A 22,588-nucleotide genomic window follows, 5' to 3' on the forward strand; every position below is an offset into this window, starting at 1 on the left:
TGCCTGACACGGCCGACTGGAGTTATGCCCCGGTCTGGACCCCAAAATTGGCGGCCTGTGAGATTGATGTGGAGGCCGATCTGGCCACGGCGGATCCACACAGCTGGCTTATTTTTCTTGACCCGTGGGGCACGGGCGCGGCGCTGGCCGCGCGCCTGCGCGAGGCTGGTCAAGATGTGGTGACTGTCACCACATCAGATGCCTTTGCGGAACTTGGACCAGACAGCTATGCGCTGGCACCAGAGCGGGGGCGGGACGGCTATGACGCCCTGATTCAGAGCCTGATGCGGCGAGGCCGCGTGCCCGATCGGATCCTGCACCTGTGGCTTCTGACCGAAGACGAACGCCATCGCCCCGGATCCAGTTTTTTCCACCGCAATCAGGAACAGGGGCTGATGAGCCTCTTTTTCCTCGCCCAAGCGGTGAGCAGTGAAAACTTGCCCACGCCGCTGCACATCACCACGGTCACCTCCGGTGCGGTTCAGACCCGCAAAGAGCCGCTGCCCTATCCGGAGAAGGCGACGGTTCTGGGGGCGGTACAGGTGATTGGGCGCGAGTTGCCCGGGGTGCGCTGTTCCCTGCTGGATGTGGAGCCGCCCACGCGCAAATCGCGCGCGGCGCTGGTGGTCAAACTTCTTGAAGAGGTTTTTGCCCCCTCCGAAACACCCGCCCAAGCCTCCATCGCAGCCTGGCGCGGCGAGAAGCGGTTTGAGCGGGGCTATCGCAAGGTGACGCTGGAGGGGCCATCCCCAGACACCGCCCAAGACACCGCACAGATGCCCGCCTGGAAAAAGGGGGGGACCTATCTGATCACCGGGGGATTTGGCGGCATTGGTCTGACGCTGGCAGAGCGGATGATCCGGGACGCCGGGGCCAATGTGGTATTGCTGGCGCGGGAGGCATTGCCGCCGCGCGCAGATTGGGCGCGCCACCTGAAGAGCCACGCGCCGCAGGACCGGATCGCGCAGCGTATCCGCGCCGTAGAGCGGTTGGAAAGCCTTGGGGGAAAGGTGCTCCCGCTGGCAGCAGACGTCTGCAACCTTGATGAGATGACAGAGGCTGTGGCACAGGCCCGCGCCGCTTTTGGCCAGATAGATGGCGTGGTGCATGCCGCAGGTGTGATTGAGGATGGTCCGCTTCTGAGCAAGACCTCCGCCACAATTGAGGACGTTCTGGCCCCCAAGTTACATGGCACAGAGGTGCTGGCGCAGCTGTTCCCGGATGGGGCGCTGGACTGGCTGGTGCTGTTTGCCTCCTCCTCCACGGCGACGGCCCCGGCGGGGCAGATCGACTATGTGGCGGCCAATGCCTATCTGAACGCCTACGCGCAGGCGCGACAGGGTGGCAAGACCCGCGTCTGTGCCATCAATTGGGGCCTGTGGGCAGAGGTTGGCATGGCGGCCGAGGCTGTGGCAGCGCGGCAGGGCCATGGGCTGGACACTGCGACCACAGAGATTGATGCTCCCCTGTTGCAGAAGGCCGGGTTTGATGGCGCAGGCAACCGCATCTTCCTCAGTCGTCTGACGGCGACGGATTGGCTTTTGGATGAGCACCGCACCCGGGATGGGGATGCGGTGATGCCGGGCACGGGCTATATTGCCCTGGCCTATGAGGCGCTCAAAGCTCAAGGGGAAACCGCACCTTTTGCGCTTCAGGATCTGGTGTTTTTGCGCCCCCTGCATGTGGCAGAGCACGCGGAGGCCACAGTGAAGCTGCGCATGATCCGCTCTGAAGAAGGCTATCATCTGCAGGTGCAGAGCGCGGTGCCGTTTGAGGGTCAGGCTGGCTGGCAGACCCATGCAGAGGCGCGGATGTGTCCCGCGCCACAGATGCCTTCCGCGCCTTTGAGGCTGGCAGAGATCAAGGACCGTTGCCCGATACAGCAAAACGGTTTTGGCAGCGCATTGGCGGCCCCGCAGGAGGCGCATATGCGGTTTGGGCCACGCTGGCAGGTGTTGCGCGAAACGGCGTTTGGCACCGGCGAGGGGCTCGCACGGTTGTCACTGGACAGCGCCGCGCAGGCCGATGGGCTGCAGCTGCATCCGGGCCTTTTGGACATTGCCACCGGCTGGGCGATGGATCTGATCCCCGGCTATGCGCAGGGGCATCTTTGGGTGCCTGTGGGCTATGGCCGTATGACCCGGCACCATGATTTACCAGAGGAGGTGTTCAGCCATGTACGCCTCACCGGAGGCAGCAGTGCTGAGGGCACAGCACGGTTTGACGTTTGGCTGAGTGGGGCGGATGGGCAGATTTGCGTCACGGTGGAAGGTCTGTCGCTGCGGCAGGTCGCAAGCGCGGCGGGTTTTGCCAAAGCGCAACCGCTGAGCCGGGCTGAAGTGACCTTTGAGGGGGGCGGAGCACAGGCCCCGCTGTCGGCCGCTGAAACGCGACTGGCGCATAATCTGTCACAAGGGATCCCACCATCGGAGGGTGCGGCCTTGTTTGAGGCGGCGTTGCGCACAGAGCGGCCTGTGGTGGTGATTTCCTCGCTGGATCTGCCCGCGCTGATCACCCAAAGCGCGGCGGGACCGGAAACACAGGCTGGCCCCTCTCAGAGCTTTGAGCGGCCCGAGCTTGAGACGGATTATGTTGCGCCGGAAACGGATATTCAGCGTGTGCTGGCGGGCTTCTGGCAGGAGCTGTTGGGCGTGGATCAGGTGGGCATCCGCGACAGTTTCTTTGATCTGGGAGGCCACAGTCTGATTGCGGTGCGCCTGTTTGCCATGGTCAAAAAAGCCTGGGCGGTGGAGTTCCCGATCTCGGTGCTGTTTGAAGCGCCCACCATTGAAGCCTGCGCTGGCCTGATCGCGGATCGGGTGGGGGATGCCCCGTCTGGCCAAAGCCAGACCGCGCCGGGTGAAGGCGCCGCGCCGGACGGCGGGGCGTCTGAAACAGGCGCGCCCGCCCATGCTGCGCGGGGCAGCCGGTTCACCCATCTGGTGCCCATGCACCAAGGCGAAGGCGGCGCGCGCAGGCCGTTTTTCCTTGTGGCGGGCATGTTTGGCAATGTGCTCAACCTGCGCCATCTGGCCCATTTGATTGGGGCGGACCGGCCCTTTTATGGCCTGCAGGCACGCGGGCTTTTTGGCGATGCCACGCCGCATGACGATCTGGTGCAGGCCGCAACAGACTATATCGCAGAGATCAAACAGGTGCAGCCAGAAGGACCTTATCTGCTTGGGGGCTTCTCCGGGGGCGGCATCACCGCCTATGAGATCGCCCATCAGCTGGAGGCACAGGGCGATGTGGTGGCCTTGGTGGCATTACTGGACACGCCGCTGCCGGTGCGCCGCCCGTTGTCACGGCAGGACCGGATGCGCATTCAGATGCAGGAGCTCAAATCCAAGGGGGTGGCCTATCCGCTGATCTGGGCGAAGAACCGCATGGCCTGGGAGATCCAGAAGCGTCGGCCTGCGGCGGCCACAGAGGGTGAGGCGCAGGGGCAGCAGTTCCATGATGCCGAGATCGAAGCGGCGTTTTTACGCGCCGTGGCGCAATACCCCATGCGACCCTGGCAGGGCAATCTGGTGCTCTTCCGCCCGCCGCTGCAAGGTAAATGGGATATGGGAGATGGCCGTCTGGTGGATGCGGATCGGGCCTATGTGTTTCACGACAACGACTGGCGGCAATGGGTGCCGGATGTGGCGGTATTTGAGGTGCCCGGCGATCATGACAGCATGGTTTTAGAACCCAATGTGCGGGTGCTGGCCACGCGGATGAAAAAGGTGATTTCTGCAGCCGAGACCAAGACCGCACAGCACCCGCATCAGGAGGCCGCAGAATGAGCGCCCCCACTCTTCTCACCGTGATTTTGAACTGGCGCACGCCACAGATGACCCTGAAAGCGGCGGAGGCGGCCGCGCGGGAAATGGCCGGGATCGACGGGCAGATCGTCATTGTCGATAATGACAGCGGGGACGGCTCCTTTGCGCAGATGCGCGACGCCCTTGCCGCAGCTGATTGGACTGAGAACCACGCAGGCCCGCCTGTGCAGGTTGTGCAATCCGGCCACAATGGCGGCTTTGGTGCGGGCAATAATTTTGGCATCCGTCACGGGCTGGCGCAGCGGGATTTTGACTTTGTCTATATCCTCAACTCCGATGCTTTCCCCGATGCGGGCAGTCTGCGCGCCCTGATGGATCACCTGACCCATACCCCCACCTGTGGCTTTGCGGGATCTTATATTCATGGCGAAGACGGCATACCGCATCTGACCGCCTTTCGCTTTCCCTCGATCTGGGGCGCGCTGGAAGGCGCGGCGCGGATCGGGCTGATCAGCCGACTTCTGCACCGTCATATCGTGCCTTTGCCCATCCCCGCGGAAACCACGCGGGTGGATTGGTTGGCCGGAGCCTCAATCATGATGCGGCGCGCGGTGCTCGAAGAGATCGGCCTGTTTGATGAGCGCTTCTTCCTGTATTTTGAGGAAACCGATCTCTGCCTGCGCGCCCGGCGCGCCGGATGGCACACCGATTATGTGCGCAGCAGCGCGGTGACCCACATCGGCTCTGTCTCTACCGGCATGAAACAGTGGCAGCGTATTCCCCAGTATTGGCTGGACAGCCGCCTCTATTACTTCCGCAAGAACCATGGGCGTCTCTCCGCTGCGCTGGCAACGCTGGCGCATCTTGTCGGCCATCTGCTCTGGCAGTTGCGGCGTCTCATCGGGCGCAAACCGGCGCGGGATCCGCATCTGTTTGGCTGGGACATGACACGCCATTATCTGCGCGCGCTGGTGCAGCGGACACCCCCTGCATCCCACCAAACACCGACAGTGCCCCTACGCAAGGAGGCAAAATCATGAGCCTTGATACCTTCAGCCAAACCGCGCCGATGTCTGCGGCGATGATCGGCAATGAAAGCCTGCTGATCCAATGCGCCACCCTGTGGCAGGACATGGGGCATGAGTTGATCGCCGTGGTGACACGCGCGCCTGAGCTGACCCTCTGGGCGCAGGATCAGGGCCTGCGGGTGATTTCATCAGATGCCGATATTGCAGGGGAGTTGCTGGGCGCGCGGTTTGACTGGCTGTTGAGTGTGGCCAATCTTGACATGCTCCCGGAGGCCTTGCTGAAACTGCCTGCCAAAGGTGCGGTGAATTTTCATGATGGCCCGCTTCCGCGCTATGCGGGCGTCAATGCCCCGGTCTGGGCGCGGCTCCATCAGGAACCCCGCCACGGCATCACCTGGCATAAGATGGAAAGGGACGCGGACACCGGCGAGATTGTCGTCCAGCGTATGTTTGACGTCAGCCAGAATGATACCGCTCTGACGCTGAACACCAAATGTTATGCCGCCGCCATCGACAGTTTTCCGGAGGTGATCCGCGCGCTTGGCGAGGGCTTGCCAGACTGTCGGACACAGGATTTCAGTCAACGCAGCTACTACAGCCGCGCCCAGCGTCCAGCCGGGGCCGCGCGGCTGGACTTTCGCCATGATGCACAGGAGGTGGTGGCGCTGATCCGGGCGCTGGATCATGGCAGCTATTTCAACCCGCTTTGGGCCCCCAAATTTGTCGCCGCCGGGCGTGTGCTGCTGACAAACACCGCAGCTGTGGCGGAGAGTGCTGGGCATGGGGAGCCCGGTGCGGTTCTGCAGGTCTCCGATCAGCAGGTCACCGTGGCCTGTGGCCGGGGCGCTGTGGTGCTGGGTGGGTTGACCGATGCCAACGGTGTGGCCGTGACGGCGGATCAGGTGATCCGCGCCGGTGAACGCCTGCCCTTGCTGGACAAAGCCGCCACGGAGAGCCTCAGCGCCACCATGACAGGTATTGCCAAGGCCGAGGCCTATTGGCGGGCGCGGCTGGCAGAGTATGTGCCCGCCAGCCTGCCGCTGATCCGGGACGGTGGCGAGCTTACAGACATGCGGCAGGTGCCGCTGAAAATTTCAGAGACTCCCTCCAAGAGTATCCTGACCGCGGTGGCCCTCTGGGCGCTGCGGTCGGGCCTTCCGGAGGTGTGTGACGTCGCCTATCGTGGTGCGACACATCCGCAGGCCGCGGGCCTTCTGTCCCCCTGGGTGCCTTTGCGCCTTGGGGTAGAGCTGTTGCAGGGTACGGTGGCAGACGCCCATGCGGCCATGTCTGCGCGCTGTGATGATGTTGAGCGCCAAGGCAGTTTTGCCAGCGATCTGATTGCCCGGGATCCAAACCTTGCGCCACTGACCATGCCGGATCTGGCCGTCAGCATGGGCGCCATCGCCGCCCCTATTGAGGGCGCGGCCCTGACCGTTGCCATTGGGGTCTCTGGTGCGGTGCTGCATTATGATGCGGCGCGGATCACGCCGGATCATGCAGATCGTCTGGCTGCGCGTTTGACGCTTGCCTGTGAGGAGATCACCACCAAAACCCATGTGAAAGACATTGCGGTTTTGCCAGAGGCTGAGCGCGCAGAGGTGCTCACCCATTGGAATGTCACAGAAGCGCCTTTTGAAGCGGATGTCACCATGGCGGCGCAGTTTGAGGCGCAGGTTGTAAAAACACCGGACGCGCCTGCGCTGATCTTTGGGCATGACAGCCTGAGCTATGCTGAACTCAATGCGCGCGCCAATCGTGCCGCGCATGTGCTGCGCGAGATGGGCGTGACGCGGGGCGCGCTTGTGGGGCTTTGCCTGCGACGCTCTCCCGATCTGGTGGTGGCGGCGCTCGCGATCCTGAAAGCCGGGGGGGCCTATGTGCCGATGGACCCGAGCTACCCTGCGGAGCGTCTGGCGCATTACCTGAGTGACAGCGGCTGTGCCGTGATCGTGACACAGGCGGCTTTGGCAGGAGAGCTGCCCGCGCATGACGCGCAGTTGCTTGAGATGGACCGGGACGCGCGGCTTGGCACCGCGCCCAGTGACACGCCAGATCCCCTCACCACCGGCGCGGATCTCGCCTATCTGATCTACACCTCCGGCTCTACCGGCACGCCCAAGGGTGTGATGGTCACCCATGGCAATGTGGCCAATTTCTTTGCCGGGATGGATACCCGCGTGCCGCATCAGGCCGGAGACACATGGATGGCGGTCACTTCGCTGTCGTTTGATATTTCGGTGCTCGAACTCTTCTGGACCTTGTCGCGGGGTTTCAAGCTGGTGCTGTCAGGCGATGAGACCACCACGCAGATTTCCAATGGGCGGTTGCCCGCAGCCGCAGGTGGTATGGATTTCTCGCTCTATTACTGGGGCAATGATGATGGGCAGGGCAGCAAGAAATATGAGCTTCTGCTGGAGGGGGCCAAATTTGCCGATGCGCATGGGTTCTGCGCGGTCTGGACGCCAGAGCGGCATTTCCACGCCTTTGGTGGGCCCTATCCCAACCCTTCGGTGACCGGGGCCGCCGTGGCGGCGGTGACGAAGCACATTGGGGTGCGGGCTGGCTCCTGTGTCTCGCCGCTGCATCACACCGCGCGCATTGCGGAAGAATGGGCGGTGATCGACAATCTGACCAATGGGCGGGCTGGGCTGGCGATTGCCAGCGGCTGGCAACCGGATGATTTTATCCTGCGACCGGAAAACACGCCGCCTGCGAATAAAACGGCGATGTTTGCGCAGATGGAAGATCTGCGCCGTCTGTGGCGTGGAGAGGAGGTGGCTTTCCCCAAGAAAGACGGCAACCTGCATCCGGTGCTGACACAGCCACGCCCGGTGTCCAAAGAGCTGCCGCTGTGGGTGACCACGGCGGGCAATCCGGAGACCTGGAAAGAGGCGGGGCGCAATGGCTGCCATGTGCTGACACATTTGTTGGGGCAAAGCGTGGAAGAGGTCGGCGAGAAGATCGCGCTCTATCACGATGCGCTGCGCGCAGCCGGGCATGACCCCAAGGATTTCACTGTCACGCTGATGCTGCATTCCTTTCTGGCAGAGGATCGCGACACTGCGCGCGAGATCGCACGGGAGCCGATGAAAGATTACCTGCGCTCTGCGGCCGGGTTGATCAAAAGCTATGCCTGGGCCTTTCCCGCGTTCAAGAAGCCCGAAGGGGTGAACAACGCCTTTGAGCTGGATCTGGGCAGCCTGAGCGAAGAGGAGCTTGAAGGCATTCTGGATTTTGCCTTTCAGCGCTATTTTGAGGACAGCGGCCTGTTTGGCACGGTGGAGGATGCGCTGGACCGGGTGGAGCAGGTCAAGCGCATTGGGGTGACAGAGATTGCCTGTCTGATTGATTACGGCATCGACAGCGCCACGGTGCTTGACGGGCTGAAACCGCTGGCAGAGGTTCTGCGGCGGGCCAATGAGGGCGGGGAGCTGGACCCCGAGGATGTATCAATCGCGGCGCAGATGATCCGGCACGGGGTGAGCCATCTGCAATGCACCCCGTCGATGGCGCGGCTGTTGAACGACAATGAAGAAGCGCGGTTTGCGCTTGGCGCGGTCAAGCAAATGCTGGTGGGGGGCGAGGCGCTTTCGGGAGCCTTGGTGGCGGACCTGAACGCCGCGACGGATGCGCAGGTGCAGAATATGTACGGCCCGACGGAGACCACGATCTGGTCCACCACAGCGCAGGCGGATGCGCGCGAGGGCGTGGCTCAGATCGGTACGCCCATTGCCAATACGCAAGTCTATGTTGTGGATGACGCGCTGGAGCCGGTGCCAGTGGGGGTGGCCGGAGAGCTGTTGATTGGCGGCGCAGGTGTGACGCGGGGCTACTGGCGGCGCGATGCCTTGACGGCTGAGCGGTTCATTGAGGCACCCTTTGGCACGGGGCGGCTCTATCGCACCGGAGATCTGGTGCGTTGGCGCGATGATGCTGCGCTGGATTTTCTGGGGCGTGTGGATCATCAGGTGAAGCTGCGCGGCTACCGGATTGAACTGGGTGAGATTGAAACCCGTCTGGAAGAGATCGCGGGGGTGGCGCAGGCCGTGGTGATGGCGCGTGAAGAGAGCCCCGGTGATGTGCGGCTGGTGGCCTATCTGCGCGGGGATGTGCCCGCCGAAGCGGCACTGCGGGCCGCCCTGCGGGCGCAGCTGCCCGCCTTCATGCGGCCCCAGCACTATGTCACGCTGAACAGTTTCCCGCTGACCCCCAATAAAAAGGTCGACCGCAAGGCCCTGCCTGCGCCGGAAGAAAGCCGCAAGCTCTCCACGCCCAAAGCCGCGCCACAGGAGGTTGCGCCAGTGGCCAGCGGCGGGGATATGACCAAACTGATCGCCGAAGTCTGGGCCGAGGTGCTTGGCGTGCGCGATGTCGCATTGGGGGACAATTTCTTTGATCTGGGCGGGCACAGTCTTTTGGCGGTGCAGGCCCATCGCGATATCCGCAGGCGCAGCGGGGCAGAGAAGCTGTCGATCACCGATGTGTTCCGCTTCCCCACTTTGGGCGCGCTGGCCGGGCGGGTTGAGGCGCTGGTGGGCAGCCCCAAGCCCGAGGATGCCCCGGAGGCCCGCAGCTCTGAGGCGGTCAGCGCACAGGCCACAAACCGTGCGGAAACCATAAGCAAACGGCGCGCCATGCGCGCAAGGCGGCGGACGCGGAGCACGTGACCCGAGAGATGGGCCATTTGACCGAACTGAAGGCGCAGACCGAAGCCTGTCTGCCCGAAGGGGTTGTCGTTGCAGTGGCGGATCCGACCACAAAAGATGCGCTGCTCTGGCCTCAAGAAGTGGCGGCAGTGGCCAAAGCCGTGCCCAAGCGGCGTCTGGAATTTGCCGCCGGGCGGCTGGCGGCACGTCAAGCCATTGCAGAGCTGGGCTGGGGCGCACAGCCTCTGCCTGCACAAGCGGATCGCACGCCACTCTGGCCCGAAGGGCTCGCCGGGTCGATCAGCCATGACGCCAGCAGCTGTCTTGCCGTTGTTGGCCCTCTTGAGGTCGTGCATGCGCTGGGGGTGGACGTAGAACCTAATGCGCCGCTGCCCGAAGATTTGATCCCGGAAATCTGTCGGCCCGACGAGTTGGCGTGGCTGTCAGAGCGCCCGGCCCCGAAACGGGGCCTGCTGGCACGACAGATTTTTTGTGCCAAAGAGGTCGTATTTAAGGCGCAATTTCCGCTGACTGGGGCCCTGTTTGGCTTTGACATATTGCAGATCACATTCCACCCCCACGGTGGCCGATTTTCCGCGCGTTTCACTGAGCCTGTGCAGGCGATCCCTGCTGGCACTGAGATCCATGGACACTGCCAAACCACCACAGCACATGTGGTTGCCACTGTGGCGCTTGGGGCGCGGGCGGGTATTGAAAACGCCAATTTCCCCGTTTGCGCCACGCGATGACCACATTGTCTGGCGATAGTCCCATAATAAGAGCGCGGGTGTGAGTCGCGCCGTAGCAGTGTTTGAGGACGGGTATGGATAAAATCCAGACGATTGGCGAAGTGCTGAGCATGCTGCGCAGGAGATTTTTCCTGTGGGCCAGCGTTATTGCCGCCGGTCTCCTGCTTTCGCTTGCCTATGTGCTGAGCCTGCCGCGTGAATATGAAACCTCCGCCACCATACAGATCGAACAGCCCTCCATTCAGACCGGCACAACTTCGCCAGGGTCTCTGAATGCAGACATGCTGCAAAAACTTCAGATTGTGGAGCAGCGCGTCATGGCGCGTGACAATCTGCTGACGATTATCGAGAAATTCGGCCTCTACAGCGATGCGCCGCTCAGCGACATGCAAAAGGTTGATCTGCTGCGCCGTGCCGCGCGGGTGGTGCATATCACCAACCCGGAATTCCGCTGGCGTCAGGATATCAGCCCCTCAGCGCTTTTGGTGACCGTGCGCACAACGGATCCAGTGCTGGCGGCGAATGTGGCCAATGAACTGGTCAACAATGTGCTGGAACAGGAAGAGAAACGGCGCACCGCGCGGGTTGCGGAAACCCTGAGTTTCTTTGATGGCGAAGAGCGCCGCATTGAAAGCGCGATTGCGGCGCTGGAACAACAGATTGCAAATTACAAACGCGAGAATGCTGTGCTGTTGCCCGGCGGCGTTGAAGCGCTGCGCACCCGGTTGGTGGATCTGCAGCAGATCGAACTGGAGGTACAGCGTCAGATTTTGGACAATGCGGGCACCCCGGCGAGCGGCACTTCCATACGGGCGCAACGGCTGCGGCGGCTGCAGGAAGAAAGCGAACTTTATCAGATCGAGATTGCGGAAATCGAAAGCGCCATCGCCGACATGCCGCGCATCGAACAACAGGCCAATCGTCTGCAACGCCAATTGGTGAAACTGGAAGAACAATATCAGGCCATCACTGTCGGCAAGGCGGAGGCGGAGATGTTACAGATGCTGGAGGCCAACCAGCAATCTGACAGTTTCACGGTATTGGAAAAAGCGCTGCCGCCGGATTGGCCCATTGCCCCTTCCCGCAAGCGCACGCTGGCGATGGGAGGTCTGCTCAGTGTGGTGGCCGCATTGAGCCTTGTGTTCCTTATGGAGCTGCGCAGCCCGGTGATTTACACCCGCAGCCAGTTGGAACGGCAACTGCGTCTGCGCGCAGTGGCAGCGATCCCGGTTCTTGAAACCCCAACAAAACGCCGTGCGCGTATTGTGCGCCGCATCCTTAAGGTGGGCGCGCTTGTGGCGGTTTTCGGCGGGTTGGCTGCAGCCATATTGAACCTCAGCCGCTAGGCTCAGTCCCAGACAGAAAACTGCCTATTTTTTGACGAAACATGCCAAAACCAGCGCGTTTTCGCCGAATCATTCCTGCCCTTTGGCAGGAAAACGACTCGCTGTGGAAAACCCGACTTGCGGTTTTGCGGAAACAATGAATTCAGAGGGCTAAAATCGTTTCCAAAAGACTAGTTTGCCCCTATCCGAATAGACACAATCTTAACCAAGACAAAATATTTCTAATTTTCAAAACCCACACAAATCATTTAATTTCAATAGGTTATCAAAACCTATCCAAAAGTTAATGTGGATTTCTGAAAAATTGTGACTAAAGTGTGTTCTTGGGTGGGCGCTTCTTTGTAAGGAGCATCAAAGGACTACATCGCAAAGATCACTGAGATCGGCCCCTGCTGCCGGGGTGCTTTTCCGTCAGGACGATCACGAGAGCAACATCGCGGTTTTGAGCGACCACGATGACAGTGACTTTGCGCGTTCGATGATGCCCATCTGAGTAGGGTAATGGGGATTTGTAATGGCGATGTTTTCGCGCGACAATTTTGCACAGGGCTTTGAGGTTTCGCCTCCGCGCCGTGGTTTGTACCGCAGTGTGTTCAAACGGGTCTTTGATGTGCTTTTTGTGATGACCATCGCGCTGCCGGTGACGCTTATCGTGACTGTTTTGGCGATTTTGATCGCAACAGATGGGCATTCCCCTTTCTACAGCCAAGAACGCGTGGGCAAGAACGGGAAGCGTTTCAAGATGTTCAAGCTGCGCTCGATGGTGCCAAATGCGGAGCGTAAGCTGGAGGCGTATCTGCGCGCCAATCCAGCGGCGCGGCTGGAATGGAATGAGAAGCAGAAGCTGACCCATGACCCGCGGATCACACGGATCGGGCGCGTCATTCGCAAGACCTCGCTGGATGAGTTGCCGCAGTTCCTGAACGTGTTGCTTGGAACCATGTCTGTGGTCGGCCCGCGCCCGATGATGCCACAGCAGGTCGCACTCTATCCCGGCACAGCCTATTTTGAGATGCGTCCCGGTATCACTGGCTTTTGGCAGATTTCCGAGCGCAACGAATGCAGCTTTGCCGAACGTGCCATTCATGACAGCAATTATGACCGTGCGCTGTCTCTGCGCACGGATGCAAGCATCGTGCTGCGCACGGTTGCTGTGGTGACAGCTGGCACCGGAATGTGAGCCGGGTTTTGAGACGCGGCCATAGCTGACAGCATTGGACGCGCGCGCTATAATTGCAGCGCGCGTGTTTGGGGTTCGCCCTTTCCACGTCGCCCAATGCGGCAGACAACCCAGGAAGACAGCTCTCAAAATGCCCAATGCGCTTGCCACTTTGATGCTGCTGCTTTGGCCCGTGGTGATTTGGCGCCTTTTTGTCAGCCTGCCACCCGGGCGCGCATTGATCTGGTCCTTGCTGGGGGCCTATCTGCTGTTGCCGCCACCACCGGCGGCGTTTGACTTTCCGCTGATGCCCGCACTGGACAAGACCAGCCTGCCCAATGTTGCCATATTGATCGCGGTTTTCTTTGTGCTGCCCCAGCGCCCCAAACTTTTGCCCGATCACACATTGGTGCGGGTATTGCTGGCGGTTTTTGTGCTCTGTCCCATTGCCACGGTATTCACCAATGGCGAGCCTCTGATTTTCACCGAGACCTATATTCGCGGGCTCTATCTACAGGATGCCATAGCCCAGCCCATCAATCGGTTCATTCTTGTGATCGGCTTTCTGATGGCGCGGGCCTTGTTGACCACGGCACAGGACCAGCGTGATCTTCTGTTGGCTCTGATGATTGCCGGGCTGGCCTATTCTGTGCCAATCCTGCTTGAGGTGCGGCTCAGCCCACAATTGAACAATTGGGTCTATGGCTATTATCAGCACCTGTTTTCCCAGACCATTCGCGGGGGCGGCTATCGCCCGATGGTGTTCCTCTATCACGGGATCTGGCTGGCGTATTTTGTGCTCACGGCGCTCTTGGCCACATTGGCGTTGTGGCGTGGAGACAGCGGCACAAGCCGGGCAAAATACTTACTGGCCGCGCTTTATTTTGCTGTTGTGCTCGTGCTGTGCAAAACGCTGGCGACGCTGATTTATGCCACGCTTGCAGGTGTGGTGATTGTGCTGCTGTCCAGTCGCGCACAGGTGCGTATTGCTGCCCTGCTCGCGCTTGTGACACTCAGCTATCCGGTGCTGAAATCCGCCGATCTCGTGCCAACAGAGCTTATTCTATCCCGCGCAGAAGCGGTGAGTGCGGATCGGGCGCAATCGCTGAATTTCCGACTGGAGAATGAGGATGTCCTGCTGGAGCGCGCCCTGCGCAAGCCGCTGTTTGGTTGGGGCATATGGGGGCGCAACCACCTGCATGATCCAACCACGGGCCTGATCACAACGGTGACCGATGGGTTCTGGATCATTGTGATGGGGGTCTGGGGCTGGTTTGGATACATCGCACAGTTTGGCCTGATGTCGCTGCCGATTTTCCTCGTGGCGCGCGAATTGCGGCTGCGCCATCAGGCGGATCAGGACAGCTTTCACAAGGGCACCTCCTTTGCCTTCACCGAGGGCACGCAGGCACAGGGGATGCCGCACAGAACGCTGTCGCCTTACCTTGGGCCTCTGGCGGTGATGCTAGGCTTCAATCTGGTCGACATGCTGCCCAACGCCACGCTGACACCGACCACATGGCTGATTGCTGGCACGCTTCTGGGTCATGCGGAACTGATGGCGCGGCTGCGCAAGGGGGAAGACACGGTGCCCCCCTCCGAGAGCGCGCATGCCGATGTCACACAGCCCCCCGCAGAGGCGGACCCGCGCAACCGCCACGTGTTATAAGACCTGCTGCAGGGCGGCTCAGAGGGTGGGATACCCCGGTTTCATCTTCAGAATGCGTGCCGGCACGCCGCCCATCACAGCCCCGGCGGGCACATCGGCAGTGACAACGGCATTGGCGCCGATCTCTGCATCCTGACCCACAATGAGTGGCCCAATCAGCTTGGCACCGGCACCGATGTCCACATGCCCTTCGAGCACCACGGCACCCGCCAGCGTCACTTGATGCATCAGTTGGCAATTCACACCGATGCGCGCCGCAGGGTGCACGATGATACCGGTAGGATGGGGCAGCCGCAGGCCGCCTGCAATCTCCATATTGAGATGCAGCTCCGATTGAGTGATCAGCGACCAGAAGCGATGCACCAGAACCCAGTATTTTGACGCAAGCGTGCCCCAAAGCCCGCCCTTGGCCTGTGCCGCCTGATAGCGGCGCAGCGCCCGCAACAGCTTGGGGCCCGCGTCCCAGAATCGCTGAGGCACTTCCCGTGTCCAATTCGGGATGGTGGCAGAAACACTGGCTTCTTTTTGCACGGTAAGACATCTCCAAACAGTCACAGAACGGGCACCTGCGCTTTCAAAACGTTGTCGCAAAACCTCTGTGTTAAAGCAACTTTATCATCCGATGGTGCAAAACTTGCCCAAGCCAAAGGAGATGTGTTTGTTGTGATGCAACGACAGAATGACGCGAGGATCAGCACGCGTATGACCCGTGCCCTACCAGAGGATGACCCAGAGACCGCGGATGTAACTCCGCCAGAAGCCAGCGGAATGGCCTCTGATGGGATGACGCCGGGAGGCACGGCTCATCGCGCAGAGATTGACGGGCTGCGCGCCATCGCGGTTCTGGCCGTGGTGTTTTATCATTTTGGTGTGCCCGGCTTTGGCGGTGGTTTTGTCGGGGTGGACATTTTCTTTGTCATTTCCGGCTTTCTGATTGGCGGAATTTTGTGGCGGGAGCATCAGGCCACCGGCAGGCTTGCGCTTGGTGCGTTTTACATGCGCCGCATACGGCGACTGGCCCCGGCGTATTTTGTCATGGCCTTTGCGGTTCTGGCTATTGGATCGCTGATCCTGCTGCCCAGTGATTTCCGCGAGACGGCAAAAGGCGTGATTGCCGCCACGGTCTATCTCTCCAACATCCTGTTCTTCCGGCAAGCGGGCTATTTTGATGGCGCGGCAGAAGAAAAGATCATGCTGCACAGCTGGTCTTTGTCGGTGGAGGAACAGTTTTACATCTTCCTGCCGCTGGTGTTCTTGCTGTTTGCCCGCAATCGCACGGTGTTGATGGCGGCGCTTGGCGGTTGCTTTGCCCTGTCGCTGATCAGCAGTGTTGTGATGACGTTTCAGGCGCATACGGCAGCATTTTATCTGTTTCCCTTTCGCGCCTGGGAGCTGCTGGCGGGGGTGGGCCTTGCGATCCTGACCATCGAGAAGCCAGACCTGTGGCGCCCGCATCAGGCGCTGAGCTGGGCCGGGCTGGCGCTGGTTCTGGCCTCTGTGGTGCTGGTGCAGCCGGGCGCGGCTTTTCCCGGCCTGCAGGTGATTTTGCCGGTGCTGGGCACGGTGCTGCTGATTGGCAATGGCACGCAGAACAATCTGGTCAACAGCGCGCTGTCCCAGCGGGTTCCTGTGCTGATTGGGTTGATGTCTTATTCGCTCTATCTGTGGCACTGGCCGGTGTTCACGCTCACCACCTATTTGCAGGAACGCTATGCCGGGCCTGCGGAAACCGCGCTTTGGATTGCCATTTCATTTGTGCTTGCCGGTCTGTCATGGCGTTTTGTGGAACAACCCGTTCGGCGCGCAACCGGGCTGTCAAACTGGGCGTTGCTCGCGGCGGTTGTGGCGGCCTCCGCTTCGGCGCTGATGCTGTCATGGGCGGTTTATAAAACCGACGGCCTGCCACAGCGTTTTGACAGGCAGGCGCAGGTGCATATCGCCGCGACCGGTGATTTCATACAGGATTTCTCTCGCTGTGCGGTGGCCGATACGGGACCGTTTGCAGGGTTGGAGCTTTGCCGCATTGGGCCGGACTATGGCGCGCCGAACCTGCTGATTTGGGGCGACAGCCATGTGCGCGCCTATTTTGAAGGGCTGGATCAGGCCGCTCATGAGGCCAACCGCGCCGGGCTGGTGATCTGGCGAGCGGGCTGTGCGCCGCTGTTTGACATCCGCAAACAGGAAAGCGCCGCCACGCGGGCACAGGATGCGGCCTGTGGCGCAGCCAATGCACAAATCCGCCAGGCGCTGGCCATGAGCCCTGATCTACGGGATGTGCTATTGATTGGGAGGTGGTCTTATTATGCCAGTGGCAAAGGGGTGGGCAGCGACGCACATAACAGCATCCGACTGAGCAGTGAGCGCTTTGGCGTGATGACGCAGGATGCGCTTTTGGCGAAGGCCCTTCAGGCCACAGTCACGGAAATCGCGCTTCAGGATCGGGCAGTTTATGTGTTGCGCCAGCCCCCTGAGATTGCGCATTACAATGCGCCCAAAGTGGCGCGGGCGCTGGCACATGGACGCCTGTCTGAGCAACTGGCACGGCGGATCGGGCAAATCACGGTCACCGATGCGACGCGCCGCGCCGCCGGGGGCGAAATGGCGCTGGCCCGCAGTGGCGCGCGGATTTTGGACAGCTGGCGCTGGTTCTGTGATCCCTTCCTCTGTGATGCGGTGCAAAATGGCGTGGGCCAGTTTTTTGACAACAACCATGTGACCAATGCGGCCGCCCGGCGGATGCGCGAAGTGTTTTACCCCGCGATGCTGCGGCAGGTGCCATGACCGCGCAGGTGCTGACCCTGACGCAGGCACAGACCCAATCGCAAGCGGGCGGTTGGGATGTGATCGTGGTCGGCACCGGTATGGGGGGAGGCACCATTGGGCGGCGTCTGGCGGAACAGGGCCATTCGGTGCTGTTTGTGGAGCGGGGTGGTGCCGGTCAGAGGGCCGAAGAACATGGGCTGAACCCACATATCTGGGATGAGGAGGCCCGTCTGGTGCGCGGCTATTGGCCCAAGCCAATGCAGGCCACCGTAAATGGCACAACCACCCTGTTTCACGCGCCGCTTGGGGCCGGTGTCGGGGGCAGCTCGGTGTTTTATGCGGCCGCGCTTGAACGCCCTGCCCCCCATGATCTGGACGACAGCCCGGACATCCCCCACCCGACCGGCGGCTGGCCGGTGTCCTATGCGGAGATGGCACCCTATTTTGCAGAGGCCGAGGCCCTCTATCATGTCTGTGGCGGCGCGGATCCTTTGGCGGCAGAGACCGCAGCTTTGCCAGATGGGCCAGAGATGTCAGAAGCGGATGTGGCGCTTGCTGCCAAGATGCAGGCGGCGGGGCTGCATCCCTATCAGGGGCATCTGGGCCTGCGCCGGTTTGAAGGCAGCGACGGTTATCTGGGGCGCAAATGCCCCAATGACGCCAAGCTTGATGGGCGCTCTGCTGGTGTGGAACCGGCTCTTGCCACAGGCCGTGCGACGCTTTTGCTGCGCGCACCGGTGACAGAGATCCGGCATGATCAGGGCCGGGTCAGCGGCGTAAAGATCTGGACTGGCGGAGAAGAGGCCATATTGCAGGCCAAGACCTATGTGCTCGCAGCCGGGGCCCTGCACACTCCTCGGCTTTTGCTGGCCTCCGGGGGGGTGGGCAATGGCAGCGGGATGGTCGGACGCAATCTGATGTTCCATCTCAATGAGATGTTTGCCCTCTGGCCACCACGCCAAACACCCACGGCACCGTCAGGCGGCGTGAGCCGTGCGCTGGCGTTTCGTGATCTCTATCACAGTGGTGCAGATCGGTTTGGTATGGTGCAGGCCATGGGTATTGAAGCGCGCTATGGGGAAATTGTGCATTATCTCAACATGGCGTTTGACCGGTCTCTGCTGCGCCATCTGCCGTGGCTGCGCGCCTTCACACGTCTGCCTGCACTGGTCGCGGTCAAGCTTCTGGGCAGTGCAAAGATCTTTGTCGGCATTCTCGAAGACCTGCCCTATGCACAGAACCGGGTGATATTTGATCCAGACAATCCGGACCATCTGGCGATCCAATATGAGATGGCCCCGGAGCTTCTGGCGCGGCGGCGGGCGTTTCGGCGGGCGCTCAAAACGCGCCTGCGCGGGCTGCGCAAGATGTTTGTCAGCACGGGTCCGGAGCTGAACTTCGGCCATCCCTGCGGCACGGTGCGCTTTGGGTTGGATCCGGCGACCTCGGTGCTCAATCGGGATTGCCGCTTGCATGAGGCCGATAATCTCTATGTGGTGGACGCCGGGTTCATGCCGACCTCCATGGGGGTCAATCCCAGTCTGACCATTGCGGCCAATGCGTTGCGGGTGGGCGATGTGGTGAGCAAGGCGCTGCGCAAAGGAGAGCTGTGATGGCACAAGAGATCGCCGTGGTGACAGGGGCGGGCGGCGGTCTGGGCCGGGCGCTGGCGGTTGCACTGTGTCAGCGGGGGTGCCGCGTGGCCGGGTTTGGCCGCACGGAAGAGACGCTAGAAGGCACCCGCGCGCAGGCAGGAGAGGGCTTTGTGCCGGTGGTGGCGGATGTCTCTGATCCGGGGGCGGTGGCACAGGGGTTTGCACAGGTGCGGCGGCATGGGCCGGTGTCGCGGCTGATCAACAATGCCGCTGTTTATCCGCATCGGGATCTGCTGGATGAAACCCCAGTGAGCTTTCAACAGACCATGGCGACCAACCTTGGCGGCACCGTGGCCTGCACGCTTGAAGCGCTACAGGATATGACCAAAGCGGGACGGGGGCGGATTGTGAATGTCTCAAGCTTTGCCGACCTGCAGCCCCTGCCCTGCAGCGCGGCCTATGCGGTGTCCAAAGGGGCGGTGACCACTTTTTCACGCGCGCTGGTGGCGGATTTGGGCGATCGGCTGCCCAATATCATCGTCACCACATGGATGCCGGGCATGTTGAACACCCAGATGGGGCTGGCCGAGGGGCTGGATCCGGCTGTGGCCGCAGACTGGGGCGCGCGGCTGGCGCTTCGGCAGGAGCCGAGCCTCAATGGAGCCGTGTTTGAACGCGATCGCGAAGTGCTGCCCGCGCGTGGCCTGAAGGCCCGGTTGAAAGACGCGCTGCGCCTCAGGCGGCCCAAAGTGCGTCAGATCCCCGACCTCTGACGCAAAGCCTCCCGCAGGAGGCGCGGCAAAATACCGATGCACCGCAGATAGCGCAAGGCCAGGCGGGCCGGATTGCTGAGCGCGCGCCACAGCCACTCCAGCGCAAGACGGCGCACCCAACGCGGCGCGCGCTTTTGCGTGCCAGCCAGAAAATCCAGCCCTGCGCCAATGCTGGCAAAACCCACGTTGGGCACAAGCTGACGCCCGCGCGCCGCCAGTGCCTCCTGTTTGGGGGCGCCCAGCGCCAGAAAGGCCAGACCCGCCCCGGAGGCGGCAACCTCCTGCAAGAGCGTTTCCGCCGCCGCGCTTTGGGGATCAAACCCCATGGGCGGGGCCACACAGAGCGCCACCTCCAGCCCTGTTACATGCGCGCGCAACGCCGTACTTGCCGCCGCCAAAGCTTCTTCGGTGCTGCCAACCAAGGCCACGGGCACCCCCGCCGCGGCGCACCATTCTGCCAGAAGGATCACCAGATCCGCGCCGGGCAAAAGCGTAACAGGCCGGCGGGCCAGCCGCGAGAGCCAGACAATGGGATTGCCATCAGCCACGACAAAATCCTGCGCCAGATAGGCCTGCGCAAAAGCCCCATCAGAGGACAGTTTTACAAGGTGATCGAGATTGAGCGTGGCCAGCGCAAAGCCCTCTTTCGCCGCCAACCGCCGCCCCACAGCCTGCTTTAACGCCCCGTGATCAGGCACATTGACCGTGACCGGCCCCTCAATGGTTGAAAACTGCACGGCGCAAGCCCCTGCTTTTGCGATTGCTGCAGTTTAACACCCCTTTGACACCCCTTTGACCCCCAATGCGCGCAGCCAGAGAGCGCCACATAAGGATTTGTCTCAAGTGGTTCAATTCCGCCACATTTCCCGCGCAGAATAAGGCGCAAATACTGGCATCAGAGCGCGCAGCCCCTATAGTTGAGGGCAATTGATTGAAAAGGATTCTGCCATGAGTGCCCGCAAGACGCGCAGCGTTTCGATTATTGGCTGTGGTTTTGTTGCAGATCTTTACATGCGCTCCTTTGCGGCCCATCCCGACATCGCCGTCACGCAGGTCTATGATCACGATCCGGACCGGCTGCGGGCCTTTGCCGATCATTGGCATCTGCACAGCGTGGAGAGCCTCGCGCGGTTTCTGGGCAACCTGCCGGAAGGGTCGCTGATCCTCAACCTGACCAACCCTGAGGCACATTACGAGATCAGCCGGTCCTGTCTTGAGGCCGGGCATCATGTCTATTCGGAAAAACCACTGGCCATGGAAATGTCTGATGCCATCGCATTGCATGAGCTGGCCGCCCAGAAAGGGGTGTTACTTGCTTCTGCGCCCTGCTCTGTATTGGGGGAAACCGCACAGACGCTGGCCAAAGCCGTGCGGGAAGAGGTGGCCGGGCCAGTGCGGCTGATCTATGCGGAGCTGGATGATGGCTTCATCCCGCAGGCCCCCTATGCAGACTGGCGCAGTGAAAGCGGCGCGCCCTGGCCCGCGCAGGATGAATTTGCCGTGGGCTGCACGCTGGAACATGCCGGATATTATCTCACTTGGCTGATTGCGATGTTTGGCGCGGTGCGCCGCGTGGTGGCCGCCTCTGCCGAATGCCTGCCTGACAAAGGTCAGAGCGGTGGCACCACCACGCCCGATTATGCAAGCGCCACATTGTTTTTTGAAAATGGGCTGACGGCGCGGCTGACCTGTTCCATTGTCGCCAGCCATGATCACAGCCTGCGCCTGTTTGGGGATCGTGGTGTGCTGAAGATCAAACAGGCCTGGGACAATGAGGCCGCGGTGCGGTTTCACCGACGCTTCACCCTGCGGCGACGCCTGATCGAGCATCCGATTGGCAAACGTGTGAGCCTGAGCGGCGACACCCATCCCAAAGTGGATCGTTGGGGCGCGGCGGCGATGAATTTTGCCCTTGGACCTGCGGAAATGCTGGATGCTTTGGCCGAAGAACGCCCCTGTCGCCTGTCGGCGGATTTTGCGCTGCATCTCAATGAGGTCACGCTGGCGATCCAGAATGCAGAGGCGGATGGTTGTGCGCAGGATATGTCCACACGCTGTGATCCTCTGCCGCCCATGCCATGGGCCCTATGAGCACGGCGCCGATTGTCATCACCGGGGCCAATGGCTTTATCGGGCGCGCCTGTGTTGCAGAGGCGCGCAGACAGGGGGTGCCGGTGCGGGCTTTGATCCGCGACCCTTTGAAGGCCCCCCTCAGCTGGGCAGATGACCCAGAGATTGAGATTGTGATCCGCGATCTGGCAGAGGCGGATGAAACACTGCCTGAAGTTTTGGAGGGCGCGGGAGCGGTGATCCACTGTGCGGCCACGCTGGCGGGCGATCATGCGCGGGACACGCTGGCGGCAAGCACCTATCTGATTGAGGCTCTGGTAGGCGCGAAAGTGCCGCATCTTGTCTTGGCGGGGTCTCTGTCGGTCTATGACGTTGCAGGCGTACCGGATGGAGGCACCCTTAGGGAAGACTGCGCCGTTGGCACCGAAGGCCGTGATCTTTATGCGCAGGCCAAAGCGGCCCAGGAACAGCAGTTTTTTGATGGGGCCGCACTTTATGGTTTTGCGCTGTCTGTGCTGCGACTTGGAGCTGTCTGGGGCGCTGGACAGCTGTTTAATGCCCATATTGGACCAGCCTTGGGGCCACTTGTGCTGCGCATTGATGGGGGTGGCAGCGTGCCACTCTGCCGGAGAGATCTGGCCGCTGAGACGCTGGTGCGCGCCGCCACCCGTTCGGAAACGGATTTTGGCACGGGGCTGGGCGTGATCAATGTACTGGATGACGATCTGCCAGATCGCCGCCGGTTTGTTGCCGCGCTGAAAGCCTGCGGCTGGCCGCGCTATCAGATGCCTGTGCCGTTGCGGCTGATGCGGCTGATTGCGGCGGCGACGCCCAATAACAATGCATTGCCCGGGCTGTTGCACCCCGCCATTCTCGAAGCGCGCCACCGCCCATTGCACTATGACAATGCCATGATGCACAAACGCCTTGGCCCTGTCACAATGATGCCCTTTGAAACGGCTATGCAGAGCGCCATTGACCATCCCCAAGACGACCAGCCCCAATAAGAACAGGCCAACC

Annotated in this window: 14 protein-coding genes; 12 read left to right on the forward strand and 2 right to left on the reverse strand. The window is 61.4% G+C overall.

The genetic code is table 11. The features are described 5' to 3' along the window. The 7 genes from SHM7688_RS02715 to SHM7688_RS02745 all read left to right on the forward strand — a co-directional run. The coding region (locus SHM7688_RS02715; RefSeq protein WP_158500649.1) for an SDR family NAD(P)-dependent oxidoreductase at positions 1–3,788 on the forward strand (3,788 nt) is incomplete at its 5' end. Beyond that, positions 3,785–4,807: a glycosyltransferase family 2 protein gene (locus SHM7688_RS02720; RefSeq protein WP_058238478.1), complete on the forward strand. Its 1,023-nt coding sequence runs from the start codon at positions 3,785–3,787 to the stop codon at positions 4,805–4,807. The genes SHM7688_RS02715 and SHM7688_RS02720, both read left to right, overlap by 4 nt. After that, on the forward strand, positions 4,804–9,465 hold the full coding sequence (locus SHM7688_RS02725; protein WP_223229165.1) for a MupA/Atu3671 family FMN-dependent luciferase-like monooxygenase: 4,662 nt from the start codon (positions 4,804–4,806) through the stop codon (positions 9,463–9,465). The genes SHM7688_RS02720 and SHM7688_RS02725 overlap by 4 nt, the downstream gene beginning before the upstream one ends. An 8-nt stretch (positions 9,466–9,473) precedes the next feature. Continuing rightward, entirely contained in the window at positions 9,474–10,193 is a 720-nt protein-coding gene (locus SHM7688_RS02730) for a 4'-phosphopantetheinyl transferase family protein (RefSeq protein ID WP_058238479.1), read from the forward strand. A gap of 74 nt (positions 10,194–10,267) precedes the next feature. Next, entirely contained in the window at positions 10,268–11,539 is a 1,272-nt protein-coding gene (locus SHM7688_RS02735) for a GumC family protein (RefSeq protein WP_058238480.1), read from the forward strand. A 520-nt stretch (positions 11,540–12,059) separates the two neighbouring features. After that, positions 12,060–12,719, forward strand: a complete 660-nt coding sequence (locus SHM7688_RS02740; RefSeq protein WP_223229174.1) for a sugar transferase — start codon at positions 12,060–12,062, stop codon at positions 12,717–12,719. Between the two features lie 130 nt (positions 12,720–12,849). After that, positions 12,850–14,367: a hypothetical protein gene (locus SHM7688_RS02745; protein WP_058238482.1), complete on the forward strand. Its 1,518-nt coding sequence runs from the start codon at positions 12,850–12,852 to the stop codon at positions 14,365–14,367. Between the two features lie 18 nt (positions 14,368–14,385). On the opposite strand, the gene SHM7688_RS02750 is transcribed toward SHM7688_RS02745, so the two are convergent. Further along, entirely contained in the window at positions 14,386–14,898 is a 513-nt protein-coding gene (locus tag SHM7688_RS02750; protein WP_058238483.1) for a serine acetyltransferase, read from the reverse strand. A gap of 171 nt (positions 14,899–15,069) precedes the next feature. On the opposite strand from SHM7688_RS02750, the gene SHM7688_RS02755 reads away from it, so the two are divergent. The 3 genes from SHM7688_RS02755 to SHM7688_RS02765 are packed head-to-tail and all read left to right on the forward strand — an operon-like array spanning position 15,070 to position 19,498. After that, positions 15,070–17,148 (forward strand): acyltransferase family protein, encoded by a 2,079-nt coding sequence (locus SHM7688_RS02755; RefSeq protein WP_083498879.1) that lies wholly within the window; start codon positions 15,070–15,072, stop codon positions 17,146–17,148. Continuing rightward, positions 17,145–18,743: a GMC oxidoreductase gene (locus SHM7688_RS02760; RefSeq protein WP_058238484.1), complete on the forward strand. Its 1,599-nt coding sequence runs from the start codon at positions 17,145–17,147 to the stop codon at positions 18,741–18,743. Before SHM7688_RS02755 ends, SHM7688_RS02760 begins: the two co-directional genes overlap by 4 nt. Continuing rightward, on the forward strand, positions 18,743–19,498 hold the full coding sequence (locus tag SHM7688_RS02765) for an SDR family oxidoreductase (protein ID WP_058238485.1): 756 nt from the start codon (positions 18,743–18,745) through the stop codon (positions 19,496–19,498). The genes SHM7688_RS02760 and SHM7688_RS02765 overlap by 1 nt, the downstream gene beginning before the upstream one ends. Here SHM7688_RS02765 and SHM7688_RS02770 read toward each other — a convergent pair. Continuing rightward, positions 19,480–20,235: a WecB/TagA/CpsF family glycosyltransferase gene (locus SHM7688_RS02770; protein ID WP_058238486.1), complete on the reverse strand. Its 756-nt coding sequence runs from the start codon at positions 20,233–20,235 to the stop codon at positions 19,480–19,482. The genes SHM7688_RS02765 and SHM7688_RS02770 overlap by 19 nt on opposite strands. Positions 20,236–20,446: 211 nt before the next feature. Between SHM7688_RS02770 and SHM7688_RS02775 the strand changes: the two genes are divergently transcribed. Together SHM7688_RS02775 and SHM7688_RS02780 are read left to right on the forward strand one after the other, a co-directional pair. After that, positions 20,447–21,589, forward strand: coding sequence for a Gfo/Idh/MocA family protein (locus SHM7688_RS02775; RefSeq protein ID WP_058238965.1), 1,143 nt, complete (start codon positions 20,447–20,449; stop codon positions 21,587–21,589). Beyond that, positions 21,586–22,575 carry an NAD-dependent epimerase/dehydratase family protein gene (locus tag SHM7688_RS02780; RefSeq protein WP_058238487.1) on the forward strand — a complete coding sequence of 330 codons (990 nt, stop codon included), beginning with the start codon at positions 21,586–21,588 and terminating at the stop codon, positions 22,573–22,575. The genes SHM7688_RS02775 and SHM7688_RS02780 overlap by 4 nt, the downstream gene beginning before the upstream one ends. Positions 22,576–22,588: the final 13 nt, after the last annotated feature.

This window comes from Shimia marina (assembly GCF_001458175.1).
Classification (GTDB): domain Bacteria; phylum Pseudomonadota; class Alphaproteobacteria; order Rhodobacterales; family Rhodobacteraceae; genus Shimia; species Shimia marina.